General features: G+C 54.2%; 12 protein-coding genes and 3 pseudogenes. All 15 read left to right on the top strand.

Annotation, left to right across the window (positions count from 1 at the left end):
* Positions 1–94: 94 nt before the first annotated feature.
* The 15 genes and pseudogenes from tig (at position 95) to gatY (ending at position 18,196) form a co-directional block, all read left to right on the top strand.
* Complete coding sequence (tig, locus tag RJD28_13985) at positions 95–1,381, top strand: trigger factor (GenBank protein ID WNV57362.1); 1,287 nt, start codon at positions 95–97, stop codon at positions 1,379–1,381.
* Positions 1,382–1,412: 31 nt separating this feature from the next.
* The gene (clpP, locus tag RJD28_13980; GenBank protein WNV57361.1) at positions 1,413–1,997 is read left to right on the top strand and encodes an ATP-dependent Clp endopeptidase proteolytic subunit ClpP; all 585 of its coding nucleotides are present in this window, start codon (positions 1,413–1,415) and stop codon (positions 1,995–1,997) included.
* A gap of 111 nt (positions 1,998–2,108) precedes the next feature.
* Positions 2,109–3,371, top strand: coding sequence for an ATP-dependent Clp protease ATP-binding subunit ClpX (gene clpX, locus RJD28_13975; protein ID WNV57360.1), 1,263 nt, complete (start codon positions 2,109–2,111; stop codon positions 3,369–3,371).
* Positions 3,372–3,452: 81 nt separating this feature from the next.
* Positions 3,453–5,774, top strand: coding sequence for an endopeptidase La (gene lon, locus RJD28_13970; protein ID WNV57359.1), 2,322 nt, complete (start codon positions 3,453–3,455; stop codon positions 5,772–5,774).
* A 41-nt stretch (positions 5,775–5,815) separates the two neighbouring features.
* Positions 5,816–6,412: a ribosome biogenesis GTP-binding protein YihA/YsxC gene (gene yihA / locus RJD28_13965; protein WNV57358.1), complete on the top strand. Its 597-nt coding sequence runs from the start codon at positions 5,816–5,818 to the stop codon at positions 6,410–6,412.
* Positions 6,413–6,580: 168 nt separating this feature from the next.
* The gene (locus tag RJD28_13960; protein ID WNV57357.1) at positions 6,581–7,765 is read left to right on the top strand and encodes a metal ABC transporter substrate-binding protein; all 1,185 of its coding nucleotides are present in this window, start codon (positions 6,581–6,583) and stop codon (positions 7,763–7,765) included.
* Positions 7,762–8,217: pseudogene (locus tag RJD28_13955) on the top strand (ATP-binding cassette domain-containing protein). The gene RJD28_13960 and the pseudogene RJD28_13955 overlap by 4 nt, the downstream one beginning before the upstream one ends.
* 306 nt (positions 8,218–8,523) lie before the next feature.
* Positions 8,524–9,364: pseudogene (locus tag RJD28_13950) on the top strand (metal ABC transporter permease).
* Positions 9,365–9,417: 53 nt separating this feature from the next.
* Positions 9,418–10,566 (top strand): sporulation integral membrane protein YtvI, encoded by a 1,149-nt coding sequence (gene ytvI / locus RJD28_13945; protein WNV57356.1) that lies wholly within the window; start codon positions 9,418–9,420, stop codon positions 10,564–10,566.
* On the top strand, positions 10,563–12,224 hold the full coding sequence (locus tag RJD28_13940; protein ID WNV57355.1) for a phospholipase D-like domain-containing protein: 1,662 nt from the start codon (positions 10,563–10,565) through the stop codon (positions 12,222–12,224). Before ytvI ends, RJD28_13940 begins: the two co-directional genes overlap by 4 nt.
* Positions 12,225–12,326: 102 nt before the next feature.
* Positions 12,327–13,625, top strand: a complete 1,299-nt coding sequence (locus RJD28_13935) for a putative ABC transporter permease (protein WNV57354.1) — start codon at positions 12,327–12,329, stop codon at positions 13,623–13,625.
* A gap of 169 nt (positions 13,626–13,794) precedes the next feature.
* A pseudogene (gene xylB / locus RJD28_13930) lies at positions 13,795–15,307 on the top strand (xylulokinase).
* 18 nt (positions 15,308–15,325) lie between these two features.
* Complete coding sequence (locus RJD28_13925) at positions 15,326–16,375, top strand: galactitol-1-phosphate 5-dehydrogenase (GenBank protein ID WNV57353.1); 1,050 nt, start codon at positions 15,326–15,328, stop codon at positions 16,373–16,375.
* A gap of 9 nt (positions 16,376–16,384) precedes the next feature.
* Positions 16,385–17,317, top strand: a complete 933-nt coding sequence (gene pfkB, locus RJD28_13920; GenBank protein ID WNV57352.1) for a 1-phosphofructokinase — start codon at positions 16,385–16,387, stop codon at positions 17,315–17,317.
* A 27-nt stretch (positions 17,318–17,344) separates the two neighbouring features.
* Entirely contained in the window at positions 17,345–18,196 is an 852-nt protein-coding gene (gene gatY, locus RJD28_13915) for a tagatose-bisphosphate aldolase subunit GatY (GenBank protein ID WNV57351.1), read from the top strand.
* Positions 18,197–18,198 lie beyond the last annotated feature (2 nt).

Below are 18,198 nucleotides of genomic sequence, written 5' to 3'. Positions count from 1 at the left end.
ATTGTTTGCGGGCGGTGTCAAACTGGCTGCAGACGTTGTATTTCAGGGATGATCCCTTGAGTCAAAAAGTAATTTTAAGGAGGAAGACACTAAAATGAGTGTACAGGTGGAAAATTTAGAGAAGAATATGGCGAAGCTTACCATTGAGGTATCCGCAGATGATCTGGAGAAAGCACTCCAGGCTGCTTATCTGAAAGAGAAGAATAAGATCAGCGTTCCGGGATTCCGTAAGGGAAAAGTTCCGCGTGCCATGATCGAGAAGATGTACGGACCGGAGATCTTCTATGATGATGCGGCTAACCGCCTGATCCCTGATGCATATGCCGAGGCAGCAGACGAGAGCAAGCTGGAGATCGCTTCCCAGCCGAAGATCGACGTTGTTCAGTTAGAGAAGGGCAAACCGTTCATCTTTACCGCTGAGGTAGCTGTAAAGCCTGAGGTAACACTTGGCGAGTACAAGGGACTGGAAGTAGAGAAGACAGATACCGCTGTGACAGACGAGGAAGTAGACGCACAGGTTGAGAAAGAGAGAGACAGCAACGCACGTACCATCACCGTTGAGGACCGTCCGGTACAGAAGGGTGACCAGACCATCATCGACTTCGAGGGATTTGTTGACGGCGTTGCCTTCGAGGGCGGCAAAGGCGAGGACTATCCGCTGACCATCGGTTCCGATGCATTCATCCCCGGTTTTGAGGATCAGCTCATCGGCGCAGAGAAAGGTGCAGAGGTTGAGGTAAAGGTGCAGTTCCCTGCTGAGTATCATGCAGAGGATCTGGCTGGCAAGCCGGCAGTGTTCAAGGTAACCGTGAAGGAGATCAAGGCAAAGGAGCTTCCGGCTCTGGACGATGATTTCGCACAGGACGTTTCCGAGTTCAACACACTGGAAGAGTACAAGGCTGATGTCCGCAAGAAACTCGAGGAGAAGAAAGAGGCAGCAGCAAAAGAGGCCAAGGAAGAGGCAGCTATCGCCAAAGCCATCGAGAACGCACAGATGGACATTCCGGAAGCCATGATCGATACACAGACAAGACAGATGATGGATGAGTTCGCAAGCCGTCTGCAGCAGCAGGGTCTGGCACTGCAGCAGTACTATCAGTTCACCGGCATGGACAACGACAAGCTGGCTGAGCAGATGAAGCCCAACGCCCTGAAGAGAATCCAGACAAGACTGGTACTGGAGGCTGTTGTGAAGGCTGAGGATATCAAGGCTACCGAGGAAGAGTACAAGGCTGAGGTAGAGAAGATGGCAAAGATGTACCAGATGGAGACAGAGAAATTAGAGCAGCTCATCGGCGAGGCTGAGGCTGAGACAATGAAAGAGGACATTGCTGTCCAGAAAGCAGCAGATCTGATCAGAGATACTGCAAAGGAAGTATAGACAGCCGTGTCGTAAGACAGGAGGAAGTCATATGAGTTTAGTACCTTACGTCATTGAGCAGACAAGCAGAGGAGAGAGATCCTACGATATTTATTCCCGCCTGCTGAAGGACCGGATCATTTTTCTCGGTGAGGAAGTGACCGACGTGTCTGCAAGCCTGATCGTGGCACAGATGCTTTTCCTGGAATCTGAGGATCCGGGAAAGGATATCCAGCTGTACATCAACAGCCCGGGCGGATCTGTGACAGCAGGTATGGCGATCTACGATACGATGAAATACATCAAGTGCGATGTGGCAACGACCTGCATCGGTATGGCAGCCAGCATGGGTGCGTTCCTGCTTGCAGGCGGAACCAAGGGCAAGCGTTTTGCCCTGCCCAACGCAGAAGTGATGATTCATCAGCCGCTGGGCGGCGCACAGGGACAGGCAACGGAGATTCAGATTGCTGCCGAGCACATTCTCAAGACCAAGAAGAAGCTGAATTCTATCCTGGCTGAGAACTGCGGCAAGCCTCTGGATGTTGTCATGGCAGATACCGAGAGAGATAACTGGATGTCTGCTGAGGAAGCAAAAGCATATGGCCTGATCGATCATGTGATCGAGAAGCATGCATAAGAGAATGAGCCGAGGGGACAGGGTGGTTTAATCGCCGTGTCCCTTCTAAGGTCAAGGCAGAATTCTTTTGCGGGATTCTTTTTAGGAAAAGGAAAAACAGGAGTATAGAAGATGGCAGGAAAAAATAGTGAAGACAAGGTGCGCTGCTCCTTCTGCAACAAGACGCAGGATCAGGTCCGCAAGCTCATTGCTGGCCCCAACGGAGCATACATCTGTGACGAGTGTGTGGACATTTGCTCGGAGATCATTGAGGAGGAATTTCAGGATCACCCGGAGCCGGATGAATTTGAGATCAACCTTCTGAAACCGCAGGAGATCAAGGAGTTCCTGGATGATTATGTCATCGGACAGGACGAGGCGAAGAAAGCACTGTCTGTTGCGGTTTACAATCATTACAAGCGCGTCACCTCCGGCAGAGATCTGGACGTGGAGCTGCAGAAGAGCAACATTCTCATGCTGGGCCCCACCGGTTCCGGTAAGACCCTTCTGGCACAGACGCTGGCCCGCCTTCTGAACGTGCCGTTCGCGATCGCCGATGCAACTGCGCTGACAGAGGCCGGTTACGTGGGAGAAGATGTTGAAAATATTCTTTTGAAATTAATTCAGGCCGCAGACTACGATATCGAGCGTGCGGAGTATGGAATTATATATATTGACGAGATCGACAAGATCACCCGGAAGGGCGAGAATGTGTCCATCACAAGAGACGTTTCCGGTGAGGGCGTGCAGCAGGCACTGCTGAAGATCATCGAGGGAACCGAAGCCTCCGTTCCGCCCCAGGGCGGCCGGAAGCACCCGCATCAGGAGCTGATCCAGATCAACACCACCAATATCCTTTTTATCTGTGGCGGTGCATTTGAGGGGATCGAGAAGCTCATTGAGGCGCGGATGGATCAGAAGTCCATCGGATTTAACGCAGAGATTACCCATAAGAGTGAAGAAAATATCGGAGAGGTTTTGAAGAAGATCCTGCCCCAGGATCTGGTAAAATTCGGCCTGATTCCGGAGTTTGTCGGCCGTGTGCCCATGGTGGTATCTCTGGATCAGCTGGATGAGACCGCGCTGGAGCGGATTCTGACAGAGCCGAAGAACGCCATTGTCAAGCAGTATGAGAAGCTGTTTGAGCTGGATGATGTGCAGCTGACCTTTGAGCCGGAGGCACTGAAGGAAGTGGCGAAGAAGTCCCTGGAGCGCAAAACCGGTGCCAGAGGTCTTCGGGCCATTATGGAGCAGTCCATGCTGGATCTGATGTATCAGATCCCCTCGGATGAGAGCATCGAGTCCTGTGTGGTGACGAAGGACGTCATCGACGGAACCGGCGAGCCCATCATCACGAGACGGGAGTCCCGGGCCGGACGGCGCAGAGCAATATAAAATAAGTAACTGAACAACAGCATAGCCGCGGGGGCCGGGGGGTTCCCGCGGCTTTTGAAAAACAAAGAAGAGATGAGAAACATGAGTGAAATAACGAAGGTATTACCGGCGGTTGCCCTGCGGGGCATGACGATCCTTCCTGGCATGGTCGTTCATTTTGATGTGAGCAGGGAACGCTCCATCAAAGCCATTGAGCGGGCCATGCTGCAGGATGAGAAGGTATTTCTCGTCACCCAGAAGGATCCGGACGCGGAGGAACCCACCGGGGAAGATCTGTACAATATCGGTCTGGTGGCAGTGATCAAACAGGTCATCAAGCTGCCCAACAATATTCTGCGTATTCTGGTGGAAGGGCAGGATCGGGCCGAGCTGCTTTTGCTGGAAGAGAACACCGACTATCTGGAAGCGGAGGTTGCTATTTTTGATCCGGCAGAGCTGGAGCACCCGTCCCCGCTGACAGAGGAGGCCATGGTGCGCACACTGAAGGAGCTGCTGGATGATTACTGCAGTGAGAACAGCAAGCTGGCGAAAGCGTTCCAGAATGTGCTCCAGTCCACAGAGGCGCTGGCACCGCTGATGGACGAGATCGCCAACAATCTGCCCTTATATTATGAGGAAAAACAGAAGATCCTGGAGGCGGTGGATCTGGAGGACCGGTTCCGGGAACTGAGCCAGATTCTGGCCAATGAGACAAATATCATGCGCATCAAGCGGGATATCCAGGCCAAGGTCAAGGAGAGGGTGGACAAGAACCAGCGGGAATACCTGCTGAGGGAGCAGTTAAAGTACATCCGGGAGGAGCTGGGAGAGGACAATACGTTCTCTGATGCGGAGCACTTTGAAGAGCAGCTGGCCGGTCTGGAAGCGGATGAGGATATCAAGGAGAAGATCGCCAAGGAGATTTCCCGTTTTAAAAACGTGGGACAGAACAATTCCGAGGGTGCGGTGGTCCGCGGCTATATTGAGACGCTGCTGTCTCTGCCCTGGAACCATATGTCCCAGGACAACACCGATATCGGCAATGCCAGAAAGGTGCTGGACGAGGATCACTATGGCCTGGAGAAGGTGAAGGAGCGGGTGCTGGAATTCCTGGCTGTGCGGACGCTGACCAGCAAGGGCGACAGCCCCATCATCTGTCTGGTGGGCCCGCCGGGAACCGGTAAGACGTCCATTGCCCAGTCTGTGGCCCGGGCATTGAATAAGAAATATGTCCGCATCTGTCTGGGTGGTGTCCGGGACGAGGCGGAGATCCGGGGACACAGAAGAACATACGTGGGCGCCATGCCGGGCCGGATCATCACAGGCCTGAAAAGCGCCGGTGTGAAAAATCCGCTGATGCTGCTGGATGAGATCGACAAAGTGAGCAGCGATTACAAGGGAGATACGGCATCCGCCCTGCTGGAGGTGCTGGATTCGGAGCAGAATGACAAGTTCTGTGATCACTACGTGGAGCTGCCGGTGGATCTGTCCGAGGTGCTGTTCATTGCCACCGCCAACGATGTGCAGACCATTCCCCGGCCCCTGCTGGACCGGATGGAACTCATTGAGGTAGGAAGCTATACGGCCAATGAGAAGATGCACATTGCGAGGGAACATCTGATTCCGAAGCAGATAGTGAAAAACGGTCTGGAGCAGGCACAGATCACCATCAGTGACCGTGCCCTGGAAAAAATGATCCGTTCCTATACAAGAGAGGCCGGTGTCCGTGGGCTGGAGCGGAAGATCGGTGCCATCTGCCGGAAAGCGGCCCGGGAAATCCTGGAGGATGGCAAAAAGCACATCCGGGTAACGGAGAACAGCCTGGAAAAATATCTGGGCAGAGCCCGCTATTCCTATAGTATGGCAAACAAAGAAAATGACATCGGTATTGTCCGCGGCCTGGCCTGGACCAGCGCCGGCGGCGATACGCTGGAGATCGAGGTCAACGTCATGCCGGGCAAGGGCGAGTTTGCCCTCACCGGAAAACTGGGCGATGTGATGAAGGAGTCGGCCAAGGCCGGCATCAGCTACATCCGTTCCATCGGGCCGGCGTATCACATTGAGGATGATTTTTTCAAAAAGAATGATATCCATATCCACATTCCCGAGGGTGCGGTGCCAAAGGACGGCCCGTCTGCCGGGATTACCATGGCGACGGCTATGCTGTCTGCCATTATCAAACAGCCGGTGCGGGCAGATCTTGCCATGACCGGAGAGATCACCCTGCGTGGCCGTGTGCTGCCCATCGGCGGCCTGAAGGAAAAGTTGCTGGCGGCCAGGAGTGCGGGTATCCGCACGGTACTCGTACCGAAGAAAAACGAGGATGATGTGGCGGAGATCTCCGCGGAGATCAAGAAAGGTCTGGAGATCATTCCGGTGGAAAACATGAGCCAGGTGCTGGAGCAGGCGCTGGTGGCAGAGTAAACGAAATGGAATGTCTGGCGATTGAGAGAGAAGGGAAGAACATGGTAATTAAAAGTGTAAATCTGGAAACGGTATGCGGCATCACTAGTGTGCTGCCGAAAAATGACAAGCCGGAGGCGGCTTTTGCGGGAAAATCCAACGTGGGAAAATCCTCCCTCATCAATGCGCTGATGAACCGCAAGTCTCTGGCTCGGACATCGGCACAGCCGGGCAAGACCCAGACCATTAATTTTTACAATATCAATGATGAACGGTATCTGGTGGATCTGCCGGGATACGGCTATGCCAAAGTATCCCAGGAGGCCAAGGAGCAGTGGGGCAAGATGATCGAGCGGTATCTGCACACATCGAAGCAGCTCCAGTATGTGTTCCTGCTCATCGATATCCGGCATGAGCCCTCGGCCAACGATAAGATGATGTATGAGTGGATCGTCAGCAACGGGTTTGCGCCCATCATCATTGCCACCAAGCTGGACAAGATCAAACGGAGCCAGCGGGACAAACAGTTGAAGCTGGTGCGCACCGGCCTGGGCGTCCTGCCCGGCACGAAGATCATTCCGTTTTCTGCGGAGACCAAGGAAGGCCGGGAGGAGATCTGGGATCTGATCTGTGCGGAACCGGAGCATGATGGGGAGTAAACTGTCCGGAAATACAGCTGTCAGGCAGTCGTCAGATGTATGCAAGGACAGATATGAAATGTATGAATAGAAGGGGATGGTCAGAGGGCTGTCCCTTTTTCAGAAGAATGATGAAAACTGGTAATTTCTGGAAAAGAAATTTTGCAAGACAGAAAAGAGGAACCGGAAATGAAACGAAAATATATATTTACAGCTGTCCTGCTGGCGGCGCTGACCGCGGCGGGCTTTGGAATCACGGTGTTATGCGGTTCCGGAGGGAGCGGCAGCCATGGCAAAAGCAGCGGCAGCACCCAGACAGAGGGTAAGACAGACGACAGCGATGCCCGGACAGAGGACGCAGCGGTGGGAAACAGAGAGGATGAAACTTTCCAGGTGGTGACCTCCTTTTATCCCATCTACATTGCAGCAAAAAATGTCATCGGCGATGTGGAAGGCGTGGAGCTTCATAATCTGACCGAACCTCAGACCGGGTGTCTCCATGACTATCAGCTGACACCCCAGGATATGATCTCCCTCTCCCATGCGGATCTGTTTCTGGTCAATGGCGGTGGCATCGAAAGCTTCTTGAGCGATGTGTTCACCAGCTATCCCAATCTGCCGGTGGCCGAGGCCAGCGAGGGGATCGACTTTCTGGAGACCGTAGACGGACAGGTGTATGATGCGCATGATGCAGACGACGGGACAACAGCAGGATTGTCGCACGAATATGATGTGCATGATGAAGGAGACACAGAGGGACACGATCATGCGGAGGATACAGACGTTCACGAAAGTGAGGATGGCCATGTACACGATCATACACACGATCATGGGGATGTGAACGCTCACGTGTGGATGGATGTGGGACGGTATGAGGTTTACGTGGAAAACATTGCCCAGGCGCTCTCGGACAACGACCCTGCTCACAGGGAGACTTACGAGGCCAACGCCGCTGCCTATGAGGCGCGACTGGAAACGCTGCATCAGGAGCTGGAGACGCTGCGGGGACGGGCAGACGGGGAGAAGATCATTTTATTCCACGATGCCTTTGCCTATTTTGCGGACATGACGGGCATGGATATTTCCTATGTCATTGACATGGACGAGAATACGAGCCTGAGCGCCAGAGAAGTGTCGGAAATCGTGGATCTGGTGAAACAGGAAAACATCGATCTTCTGTTTACGGAAGAGCAGTATGGAACGAAGCTGGCAGATGCGGTTTCCCGGGAGACGGATGCCCGGGTGTACGTGCTGGATTCCCTTGTCAGTGGCAACTATGACGCGGACAGCTACATCACCGGGATGGAAAAAAATCTGGAGACATTGCAGCAAGCCTTTCAGGAAATAGAAACGGGAAAGGAGGAATCGAAATGACACACAGCGGACCATGCGGCCTTCACTGCATCAAGGTCAATCATCTGGGCGTGGAGATCGAGGGACAGGTGATCCTGGAGGACATCAATCTCCATATCCACTGCGGCAAACTGAACGTGATCATCGGCAAGAACGGCGCCGGGAAATCCACGCTGGTGCGGGCCATCCTGAACGAGATTCCCCACACGGGTACCATTGAACTGAAAACCCATGAAAACGGCAATCTGCAGAAAATGAAGATCGGCTATGTGCCCCAGAAGGTGAACATCGACCGGGATACGCCCATGAGCGTGTACGATATGATCGCCAGCTATCATTCCAATTTTCCGGTATTTCTGCATAAGAAAAAATCAGAATATGCGGCGATCCGGGAGCACCTGGAGGTATTTGAGGCGACGGATCTCATCGACAAGCAGGTGGGCAAGCTGTCCGGCGGCGAGCTGCAGCGGGTGCTGCTGACCATGGCGGTGATGGATGCCCCGAATCTGCTCATCATGGACGAGCCGGTGGCCGGTATCGACAAAAACGGCATGGATCTGTTTTACCGGATCATGGTACGACTGAAAAAAGAGTACGACATGGCCATCATCCTCATTTCTCATGATCTGGATTATGTGGAAAAATATGCGGATGAGGTGATCTTGCTGGATACGAAGATCGTGGCCCGGGGCACCCCGGCGGAGGTATACGCCAGCGAAAGCTTTCACCGGATTTTCGGCAAAGTGGAATTTGAGACGAGAGAGGGAGGTGGCAGAGGGATGCAAGTAATTTACAGCTGGATGGAAACGCTACTGCCCTTTTCCTGGGTTTCCTTTGATTTTATGAAAAATGCACTGCTGGCCATCCTGATCATCACGCCGCTGTTCGGCATCCTGGGTACCATGATCGTCAGCAACAAGATGGCGTTTTTTTCCGATGCGCTGGGGCATTCGGCGCTGACCGGCATTGCCATCGGCGTGGTGCTGGGCGTGACGGATACGAACCTGACCATGATCGCCTTTGCCATTGTTTTTGCGCTGGTGTTAAACCGGCTGAAGGCGAAGCAGACCCAGAACACGGACACCATCATTTCCGTGTGCTCCTCTTTAAGCGTGGCGCTGGGCCTGGCGATCCTGTCCCAGGGCGGCAATTTCAGCAAATATTCCGGCCTGCTGGTGGGTGATATTTTGAGCATTTCCGGCAAAGAGCTAGGCTATCTGCTGCTCATTTTTGTGGTGACGCTGGTGTTCTGGCTGGTGGCGTTTAACCGGTTAAATGCGGTGAGCATCAACCGTTCCGTGGCGTCCAGCCGGGGCATTCCGGTGGCGCTGATGGACAATCTGTTCGCCATCCTGACGGCGTGCATCGTCATGCTTTCTATCAAATGGGTGGGGCTTATGATCATCAACGCCCTGCTGATCCTGCCGGTGGCATCGGCCCGCAATCTTTCCGTCAACATCCGGGAATATCACTTCTTTTTCGGTGCTGTTTTCCATGTTTTCCGGCATTCTGGGGCTGATCGTTTCTTTTTACGTGAACGTGGCCACCGGCCCCACCATCGTCATCATCTCGGCCATCATTTATTTTGCCACCTATCTTTATCGAAAAGTGTGCCCGTAGGCCTTTACGGGCGGCGGCGGGCAGGGTAGAATAAGGGCAGAGGGGATGATCCGATGAAAGAAAAATATGCGAAGCTGCTGGTGAATCTGCTTTTGTGGGCAGCGGGCATTGTCCTGCTGTTTACGGTGGTGCCGCGGTTACTGTTGTTCTTCCTGCCGCTGGTCATTGGCTGGATCCTGGCGATCCTGGCCAATCCGCTGGTGCGGCTGATGGAAAAACGGTTCCGGATCGTGCGCAGGCACGGTTCCATGCTCATTATCATTACGGCCATTGCGCTGGTGGTGCTGGTGCTCTATCTCATCATCGCCAGACTGGGCGGGGAGATCGTGGGCTTCATTTATGCGTTTCCGGAGACCTATGCCCGGATGGGGGAGGAGTTTACCCAGATCGGCAAAAATCTGAGCGGTGTGTATGCGCAGCTGCCGGACGGCCTGCAGGCAGGGCTGGCATCCCTGGGCACCCAGTTTGATTCGTACATGGGCACCATTGTGGAAGAAATCGGGCGGCCCACCGTGACGGCGGCGGGCAATTTTGCCAAAAATCTGCCCTCCTATCTGCTGGGGGTGGTGTTCGTCATTCTGTCTGCCTATTTTTTCATTGCAGACCGGGAGCGGATCATGAAATTTTTCCGGGAAAATGTGCCGGAAAACGTACAGAAAACGTTTCTCATCGCCACGGACAGCATCAAAAATGCCGTGGGCGGGTATTTCAAAGCCCAGTTTAAGATCATGGGCGTGGTGTTTCTCATCTTGCTGGTGGGATTTGCCGTGCTGGGCATCCGCTTTGCGGTGCTTATCGCCTTTCTCACGGCATTTCTGGATTTCCTGCCGTTTCTGGGTACAGGCACGGTGCTGCTGCCCTGGGCGTTATTCCAGTTTCTGGCCCATGATTACCGGATGGCGGTGGGACTGCTGGTCATCTACGCGGTGAGCCAGACCGTGCGGCAGCTTATCCAGCCGAAGATCGTGGGTGACACGGTGGGCTTAAGTCCCCTGGCCACGCTGATCTGGATTTACATCGGGTACAAGCTGTACGGCGTGGTGGGCATGATCGTCGCAGTGCCCGTGGGCGTGCTGGTGCAGACCTTTTACCGGATCGGCATGTTTCAGCCGCTGTTTGCGGCCATCGGCGATGTGGCCCGGGATATCAACCGATTCCGCAAAATGGAGAAACAGAATGAGGAACAGAGGAAGATAAGATGAAGAAAAGAATGCGTACAGAGCAGAAATCCAATGTGAAAAACAGCATCCGACGGCTGGCGTTTGTGGCGATCAGTGTGCTCATTCAGCTGGTGTGGATCCTGGAGCAGTTTATCCGGCTGAACCGGTATTCCACGGCCATCGCCCTGATCAGCAGTCTGCTGGCCCTGTTGCTGGTGCTGCGCATTTACGGCAAACATCAGAATTCGGCGTTTAAAATGTCCTGGACGGTGCTGATCCTTGTGTTTCCGGTGATGGGGCTGTGCTTCTATGCGCTGGCGGCCAATAAGGATGCCACAAAACCCATGCGCCGCCGCTACGAAGCCATTGACGGGAAGCTGTTTGGCAGGCTGCGCCAGGATCCTGCGGTGATGCACCACCTGGAGCAGACGGATTTTGCCGCGGCAAACCAGTGCCGTTATATATACAACTACGGAAAATTTCCGGTGTATGAAAATACGGAGGTGGCGTTTTACAGCGATGCCGCGGAGGGATTCGAGGAACAGCTGCGACAGCTGCGGGAAGCGAAAGAATTTATTTTTCTGGAATATCACGCCATCGAGGAAGCCGAGGCCTTCGGGCGGATGCGGGATGTGCTGGCAGAGCGGGCGGCGGCCGGTGTGGAAGTGCGCATCCTGTATGACGATGTGGGCAGCATCGGTTTCATCGGTCTGGATTTCATTCACCGGATGGAAGCGCTGGGCATTGCCTGCCGGGTGTTCAACCCGGTGTTGCCGGTGATCAAGGTGTTCATGAACAACCGGGATCATCGGAAGATCACCGTCATCGACGGGAAGGTGGGCTTCACCGGCGGCTACAACTTGGCGGACGAATATTTTAACATCACCCACCCCTATGGGCGTTGGAAGGATACCGGCGTCAAGCTCACCGGCGGGGCGGTGCAGACGCTGACCGCACTGTTCCTGGAAATGTGGAACGCCTCTGTCAGAGGACAGCAGGAGGAGAGCGGCTGGGAGAAATATCTGGAGGCTGCCGGAGCAGGGCGGCTCCCGGCAGCGGCGCAGTTTTCAGACGAGAAGGTGTCTGCAGCCCGAGAAAGGGCAGATGAGGCAGCTGTCGCGCAGGATGAGCAGAAGTTGGATGCCTTGGGGAACGGCTTCGTCCAGCCCTATGCGGACAGCCCGCTGGATGACGAGTACATGGGAGAAAATGTGTACCTGAACCTGATCAAGAGCGCGAAGCACCGGTTCTATGCGGCAACGCCTTATCTGATCATCAGCGATGAGATGACCCGAGAGCTGGGGCTGGCGGCCAAGCGGGGCGTGGATGTGCGGATCATCACCCCGGGCATCCCGGACAAAAAGCTGATCTACAAGGTGACCCGCTCCTACTATGCGGGACTTGCCATGCAGGGGGTGCGGATCTATGAATATACGCCGGGCTTTATTCATGCCAAGCAGACGTTCTGTGACGGCGTGGCGGCCACAGTGGGAACCATCAACATGGATTACCGCAGTCTGTATCATCATTTTGAAAACGGGGTATTTCTGTACGGATGCCCGGCGGTGGAACAGATCGGGGAAGATTTTGCACAGCTGTTCCCGGTGTGTCGGGAGGTGACCGAGCAATACCGGAGCGGACGCTCCACCGTGCTGCGGATTGCCCAGTGTGTGCTGCGGCTGGTTGCACCGCTCTTATAGCATCGGCAATCAGGAGAAAAACGGTTTCTCATCAGGAACAGATCAGACAGAAGAAATAGAAAAAATACGAAGGGCCGGGAGGCCTGGACAGGGGAAGAGACGATGAATACTTTTACAGGTTATGAACTTTTGTGGCTGTTTTTCCTGTATTCCTTCGGTGGATGGGTACTGGAAACCGTGACAGCTGCGCTGAAACAGAAACGGTTCGTGAACCGTGGCCTGGTCAACGGGCCGTTCTGCGTGATCTATGGTATCACGGCGGTTGTCATGACCGTGGGCCTGCAGGAGCTGACCGGCGGCTGGCTCTATCTTTTTGCAGTCGTCTATGCAACGGCGGCGGAGTGGATCAGCGGCCATCTCATTGAAAAAATATTCCGGGAGCGCTGGTGGGACTACTCTGATGTCCGCTGGAACCTGGACGGCTATATCTGCCTGCCGGCATCCCTGATCTTTGGCGCGCTGGGTTTCTGTACTGTTCGTTTCGGCAACCGCCTGCTGCTGCAGCTTTTGAAATTCCTGCCGGGCGTGGTGATGCGGATGGTTTTGCTGGCGCTGGTGGCTGTACTGCTGGTGGACATTCTGGCGTCCTGCATCCTGCTGTTCGGACACAGCAAGCATGCAGCCCGCTGGGCAGAAACGGATGAACGCATCGACGAAGTCAGCGAAGAGCTGGGCTCCTGGATCTCCCGGCGTGTGGAGCGGCGTATCCGAAAAGCCTATCCGAAGATTCAGGCCGTGGAGGCAAGGCTGGCCAATGAGAAGGTATTTGCGGCGGGCTGCGGTTTCTATAAGGTTGTCATGCTGTTTTTCATCGGCGCTTTTCTCGGCGACATCACGGAAACCATCTTCTGCCGGGTCACCGCCGGTGTGTGGATGAGCCGCAGCAGCGTGGTGTGGGGCCCCTTCAGCATCGTCTGGGGACTGGCCATCGCGCTGGCCACCGCCCTTCTGTACAAGTATAAGAACCGGAGTGACCGGTTCCTTTTCCTCATCGGTACCCTGCTGGGCGGCGCCTACGAGTACCTGTGCAGTGTCTTCACCGAGCTGGTGTTCGGCAAGGTGTTCTGGGACTACAGCAAGATCCCCTTCAACCTGGGCGGCAGGATCAACCTGCTGTACTGCTTCTTCTGGGGCATCGCGGCGGTGGTGTGGCTCAAACTCCTCTGCCCGCTTATGGAAAAATGGATCGAAAAGCTCCCTGTCGTGGGCGGCAAGCTTCTGACCTGGGCGCTGATCGTTTTCATGTGCTGCAATGTGGCCGTGTCCTGCGTGGCACTGGTGCGGCACGACCAGAGAAGCAAAGGCGTGGAAGCCACCAGTGGCTGGCAGAAATGGGCCGATGTGCATTACGACGATGCAAAGATGGCGAAGATTTATCCAAATGCTATCGAGACGGAATAGACAGGGAAAAATTTCACAGGAATTTTCAGAAGAGTGGCCGGATGCGTTCTGGCCATTCTTTTTTAGTGAAAATCCCGAATAATTTGTGCTTTCCTTTAAAATGTAGGAATGTTATGATATAATAAAGCAAGAAAAGGAATTAGACGATCAATCACCGGAGGGGAAAAGAATGGAGAAGAAATATCTTTTGGGAATTGATATCGGAACGAGCGCCTGTAAGGTGGCACTTTTTACTCTGGATGGACAGGTAAAGGCCGCGGCCTCGGGAGACTATGCCGTATATTATCCGAAACCGGGATGGGCAGAGCAGAACCCGGATGAGTGGTGGGATGCGGTGTGCCAGGCAACGAAGAAATGTCTGGAGAAAGGTGCGGTGGCGCCGGAGGAGATCGCAGGGATCGGCATTGACGGACAGGGCTGGTCCGCCATTGCCATTGACAGGGAAGGTCATGTGCTGACGAACACGCCCATCTGGATGGATACCCGGGCGCAGGACATCTGTGACCGCCTGAATGCGCAGATCGGTGCAGATCGGATATTTGAGGTGTCCGGCAATATGCTCCGGCCATCTTACACGACGGCCAAGATCATCTGGTATAAGGAAAATTTGCCGGAGGTTTATGCGAAGATCGACAAGATCCTGCAGGCCAACAGCTTTATCGCTTACCGGCTGACCGGTGCCGTGACACAGGATATCTGCCAGAGCTATGGCTTCCACTGCTTCAACATGCGCACCGGGCAGTGGGATATGGATATGTGTGACGAGCTGGGCATCCCTCGGCATTTTTTACCCAAGATCGTGCCCTGTCATCAGGTGGTGGGAACCGTTACCGAAGAAGCAGCGGTACAGATTGGTCTGGTCAGCGGCATTCCTGTGGTGGCAGGCGGTCTGGATGCAGCCTGCGGGGCACTGGGAGCCGGTGTCATTCATGCGGGCGAGACCCAGGAGCAGGGCGGACAGGCAGGCGGCATGAGCATCTGTATGGATAGCTATACCGCGGATCCCCGTCTCATCCTCGGCTATCATGTGGTGCCGGGCAAATGGCTGCTGCAGGGCGGAAGCACCGGCGGCGGGGGTGTGATGAAATGGATGGAACGGGAATTTGGCGCCTATGAGCGCAGCATTGCGAAAGAGACCGGCAAATCTTCCCTGGATCAGTATAATGAACAGGCGGCAGCGATACCGCCGGGAAGCGAGGGCGTGGTCTTTCTGCCCTATATGTCCGGAGAGCGTTCTCCCATCTGGGATCCCAACGCGAAAGGGGTATTTTACGGGTTGGATTTCGGCAAGACGAAGGCCCACATGATCCGGGCGGCTATGGAGGGCGTGGCATTTTCCCTGAAACACAATCTGGATATCGCAGAAAGTGTGGGGGCGCATGTAGAGGTTCTCCGCGCCATGGGCGGTTCTGCCAACTCTCTTTTTGTGGACGCAGATCAAGACAGATATCACCGGGAAAAAGGTGATCGTTCCGTTTTCGGACGCGGCAACCACGCTGGGGGCAGTGCTCCTGGCCGGTGTGGGGGTAGGCATTTATCGGGATTTCGACGATGCGGTGAACCGGACGGTACATATCACGAGAGAGCATACACCGGATGACAGCACCCATGATGCTTATATGAGAAACTATGAGATCTATTTGGATCTTTACAAAGATCTGAAAAATATAATGAATCAATAAAACAGGAGGAGAAGAAGCATGAAAGCAGGAGTTGTACACGCAAGAGAGGATATTCGGTACGAGGAGATTGAGAAGCCCAAAGCAACAGCGGGCCATGTGCTGATCAAGGTAAAGTATACGGGAATCTGTGGTTCTGATATTCCGCGGGTAAACGGAAATGCCTGCCATTTCTTCCCGAATGTACTCGGACATGAGTTTTCGGGAGTGGTAGAGGAGATCGGAGAAGGTGTGACAAGCCTCAAGCCCGGAGACAGAGTGGCCGGTGTTCCGCTGGTGCCCTGCATGAAATGTGAGGACTGCCAGAAGGGCAACTATTCTCTGTGCAAGCACTACAGCTTTATTGGTTCCAGAGAGTTCGGCAGCTTCGCAGAATATGTGGCAGTGCCGGAGAAAAATGCGGTAAAATTTGACGACAGCGTTTCCTTTGAGCAGGGTGCATTTTTCGAGCCTGCAACAGTGGCGTTGCACGGTCTGCTGCGGGTGCCTTATGAAGGCGGAAAGACGGTGGCCATCCTGGGCGGCGGCACCATCGGTATGTTTACCGCACAGTGGGCAAAGATTTTCGGCGCAAAAGAGGTTGTGATCTTTGATATCGCCAAAGAGCGTCTGGACATGGGCATGCGCCTGGGTGCAACGGCAGGCATCAATACGAAGGATGCGGATTTCATGGAGCAGGCAATGGCACTGACCGGCGGCAGAGGCTTTGACTATGTATACGAGACCGCAGGCAATACCATCACCATGAAGATGGCCTTTGAACTGGCTGCCAACAAAGCCAATGTATGCTTCATCGGCACGCCCACGAAAGAACTGACCTTTACCGTAGCCGAGTGGGAGAACATCAACCGTAAAGAATTCAACCTGACCGGTTCCTGGATGTCCTACAGCGCACCGTTCCCGGGAAAAGAGTGGGATCTGGCAGCACATTACTTCAAGACCGGAGATCTGAAGTTTGACGATTCCTTTATTTTCAGAAAAATGCCGCTGAGCCAGATTGCAGATGCCTTCGAGATGTACAAGACACCGGGCACCGTAAAGGGCAAGATCCTGATCGACAGTGAAAAGTAGGAGAAGCATATGATAACGACAGTTACAATGAATGCGGCGCTGGATAAGGCGTATTTTATGACAGATGAGATCAAGAACGGCACGGTGATGCGGGTATCCAAAAGCCGCACCACCGCAGGCGGCAAGGGACTGAATGTGGCCCGGGTCATTGCCCTGTGCGGGGCAAAGGTGCAGGCCACCGGCCTGGTGGGCGGTTACAACGGGCAGCAGCTGGAGCATCTGCTGGAGCAGGACGGAATTCCCCACAGCTTTGGCTATGTAAATGGAGAGACCCGCTGCTGTATCAACATTCTGGATCCGGGCTACGGTTCCACAGAATATCTGGAGCCGGGCTTTACCGTCAGCCCGGAAGAGGAGAAACAGTTTATGGATCGGCTGCCGCAGATCATACAGGACAGTGATGTGGTGACGATTTCCGGCAGCATTCCCCGGGGTGTGAGCAGCGATGTGTACGGAAAGATCATTTCTCTTGCAAAAGGCATGGGAAAGAAAGTGATCCTGGATTCCAGCGGAGATACGCTGAAAGCCGGTCTTCGGGCCTGCCCGGACATGGTGAAGCCCAACCGGGATGAGATGGAGCAGCTGTTCGGAGAAAAACTGGACAGTATGGAGGCCGTGATCGCCTGCGCGGAGAAGATTCAGGCCATGGGCATTCCTCATGTGGTCGTTTCCCTGGGCGGGGACGGCGCCCTGCTTGTGTGCAGGGAAGGTTGCTACCGTGCCGTGATCCCCAGGCTGGAAGTGGTGAACACCGTGGGCTGCGGTGACTCCATGGTGGGCGCCTTTGCCGTTGCTCTGGAGAAAAACTATCCGCCGGAAAAAGCGCTGAAATATGCGGCGTCTGTTGCCACGGCCAATGCATTGTCTCCCAATACCGGGGATTTTGAGCCGAAGATGGCAGGCATCCTGATGGAACAGATCACAGTAGAGAAACTGAAATAAAAAATAACAGGAAAGAAGGAGATAACGATGGCACTGGTTACAACGAGAGAACTTTTTGCAGATGCGCAGAAAAACGGCTATGCGATCGGCGCATTTAATGTGGAAAATATGGAAATGGTACAGGCAGTGGCAGCAGCAGCGGAGGAGCTGAAAGCTCCTGTGATCATGCAGACAACCCCCTCTACCGTAAAATATGCAGATCTGAAATATTTTTACGCCAATGCAAAGGCAGCGGCAGAGATGGCGTCGGTACCGATCGTCATGCATCTGGATCACGGCAACAGTTTTGATCTGGCCATGCGTGCCCTGCGGGTAGGCTATACGTCCATCATGATCGACGGTTCCCATGAGAGCTTTGAGGATAATATCGCAGTCAGCAAGGCCGTGGCAGATGCGTGCCATCCGTCCGGTGTGCCGGTGGAGGCAGAGCTTGGAAAAGTAGGCGGCAAAGAGGATGATCTGGAAGCCGGGGATGAGAATCCTTACACCGATCCGCAGCAGGCAAGGGAATTTGTTGAGAGAACCGGCGTAGATTCTCTGGCGGTTGCCATCGGCACCGCCCATGGCGTATACAAGGGAATCCCGAAGGTAGACGTAGACCGCTTAAGCGCCATCCGTGAGGTAGTAACCATTCCTCTCGTTCTGCATGGAACTTCCGGTGTGCCGGATGATATTGTCAGAGAGTGTGTCCGCAGAGGTATCTGCAAGGTAAACTATGCGACAGACTTAAGAATCGCATTTTCCAAGGGCGTGAAAGCGTATATGCAGGAAGATCCCGATGTGTTTGACCCGAAGAAATACAATGCCCGGGGAAGAGAAGAAGTGAAACAGTACGTCATGAGCAAGATCCTTGTGTGCGGCAGTGACGGACGGGCCTGATC

This window comes from Oscillospiraceae bacterium NTUH-002-81, from assembly GCA_032620915.1.
Taxonomy (GTDB): Bacteria; Bacillota; Clostridia; order Lachnospirales; family Lachnospiraceae; genus JAGTTR01.
Note: the sequence above shows the minus strand (reverse complement) of the source record. Positions and strands in the feature narration are given on the sequence as shown.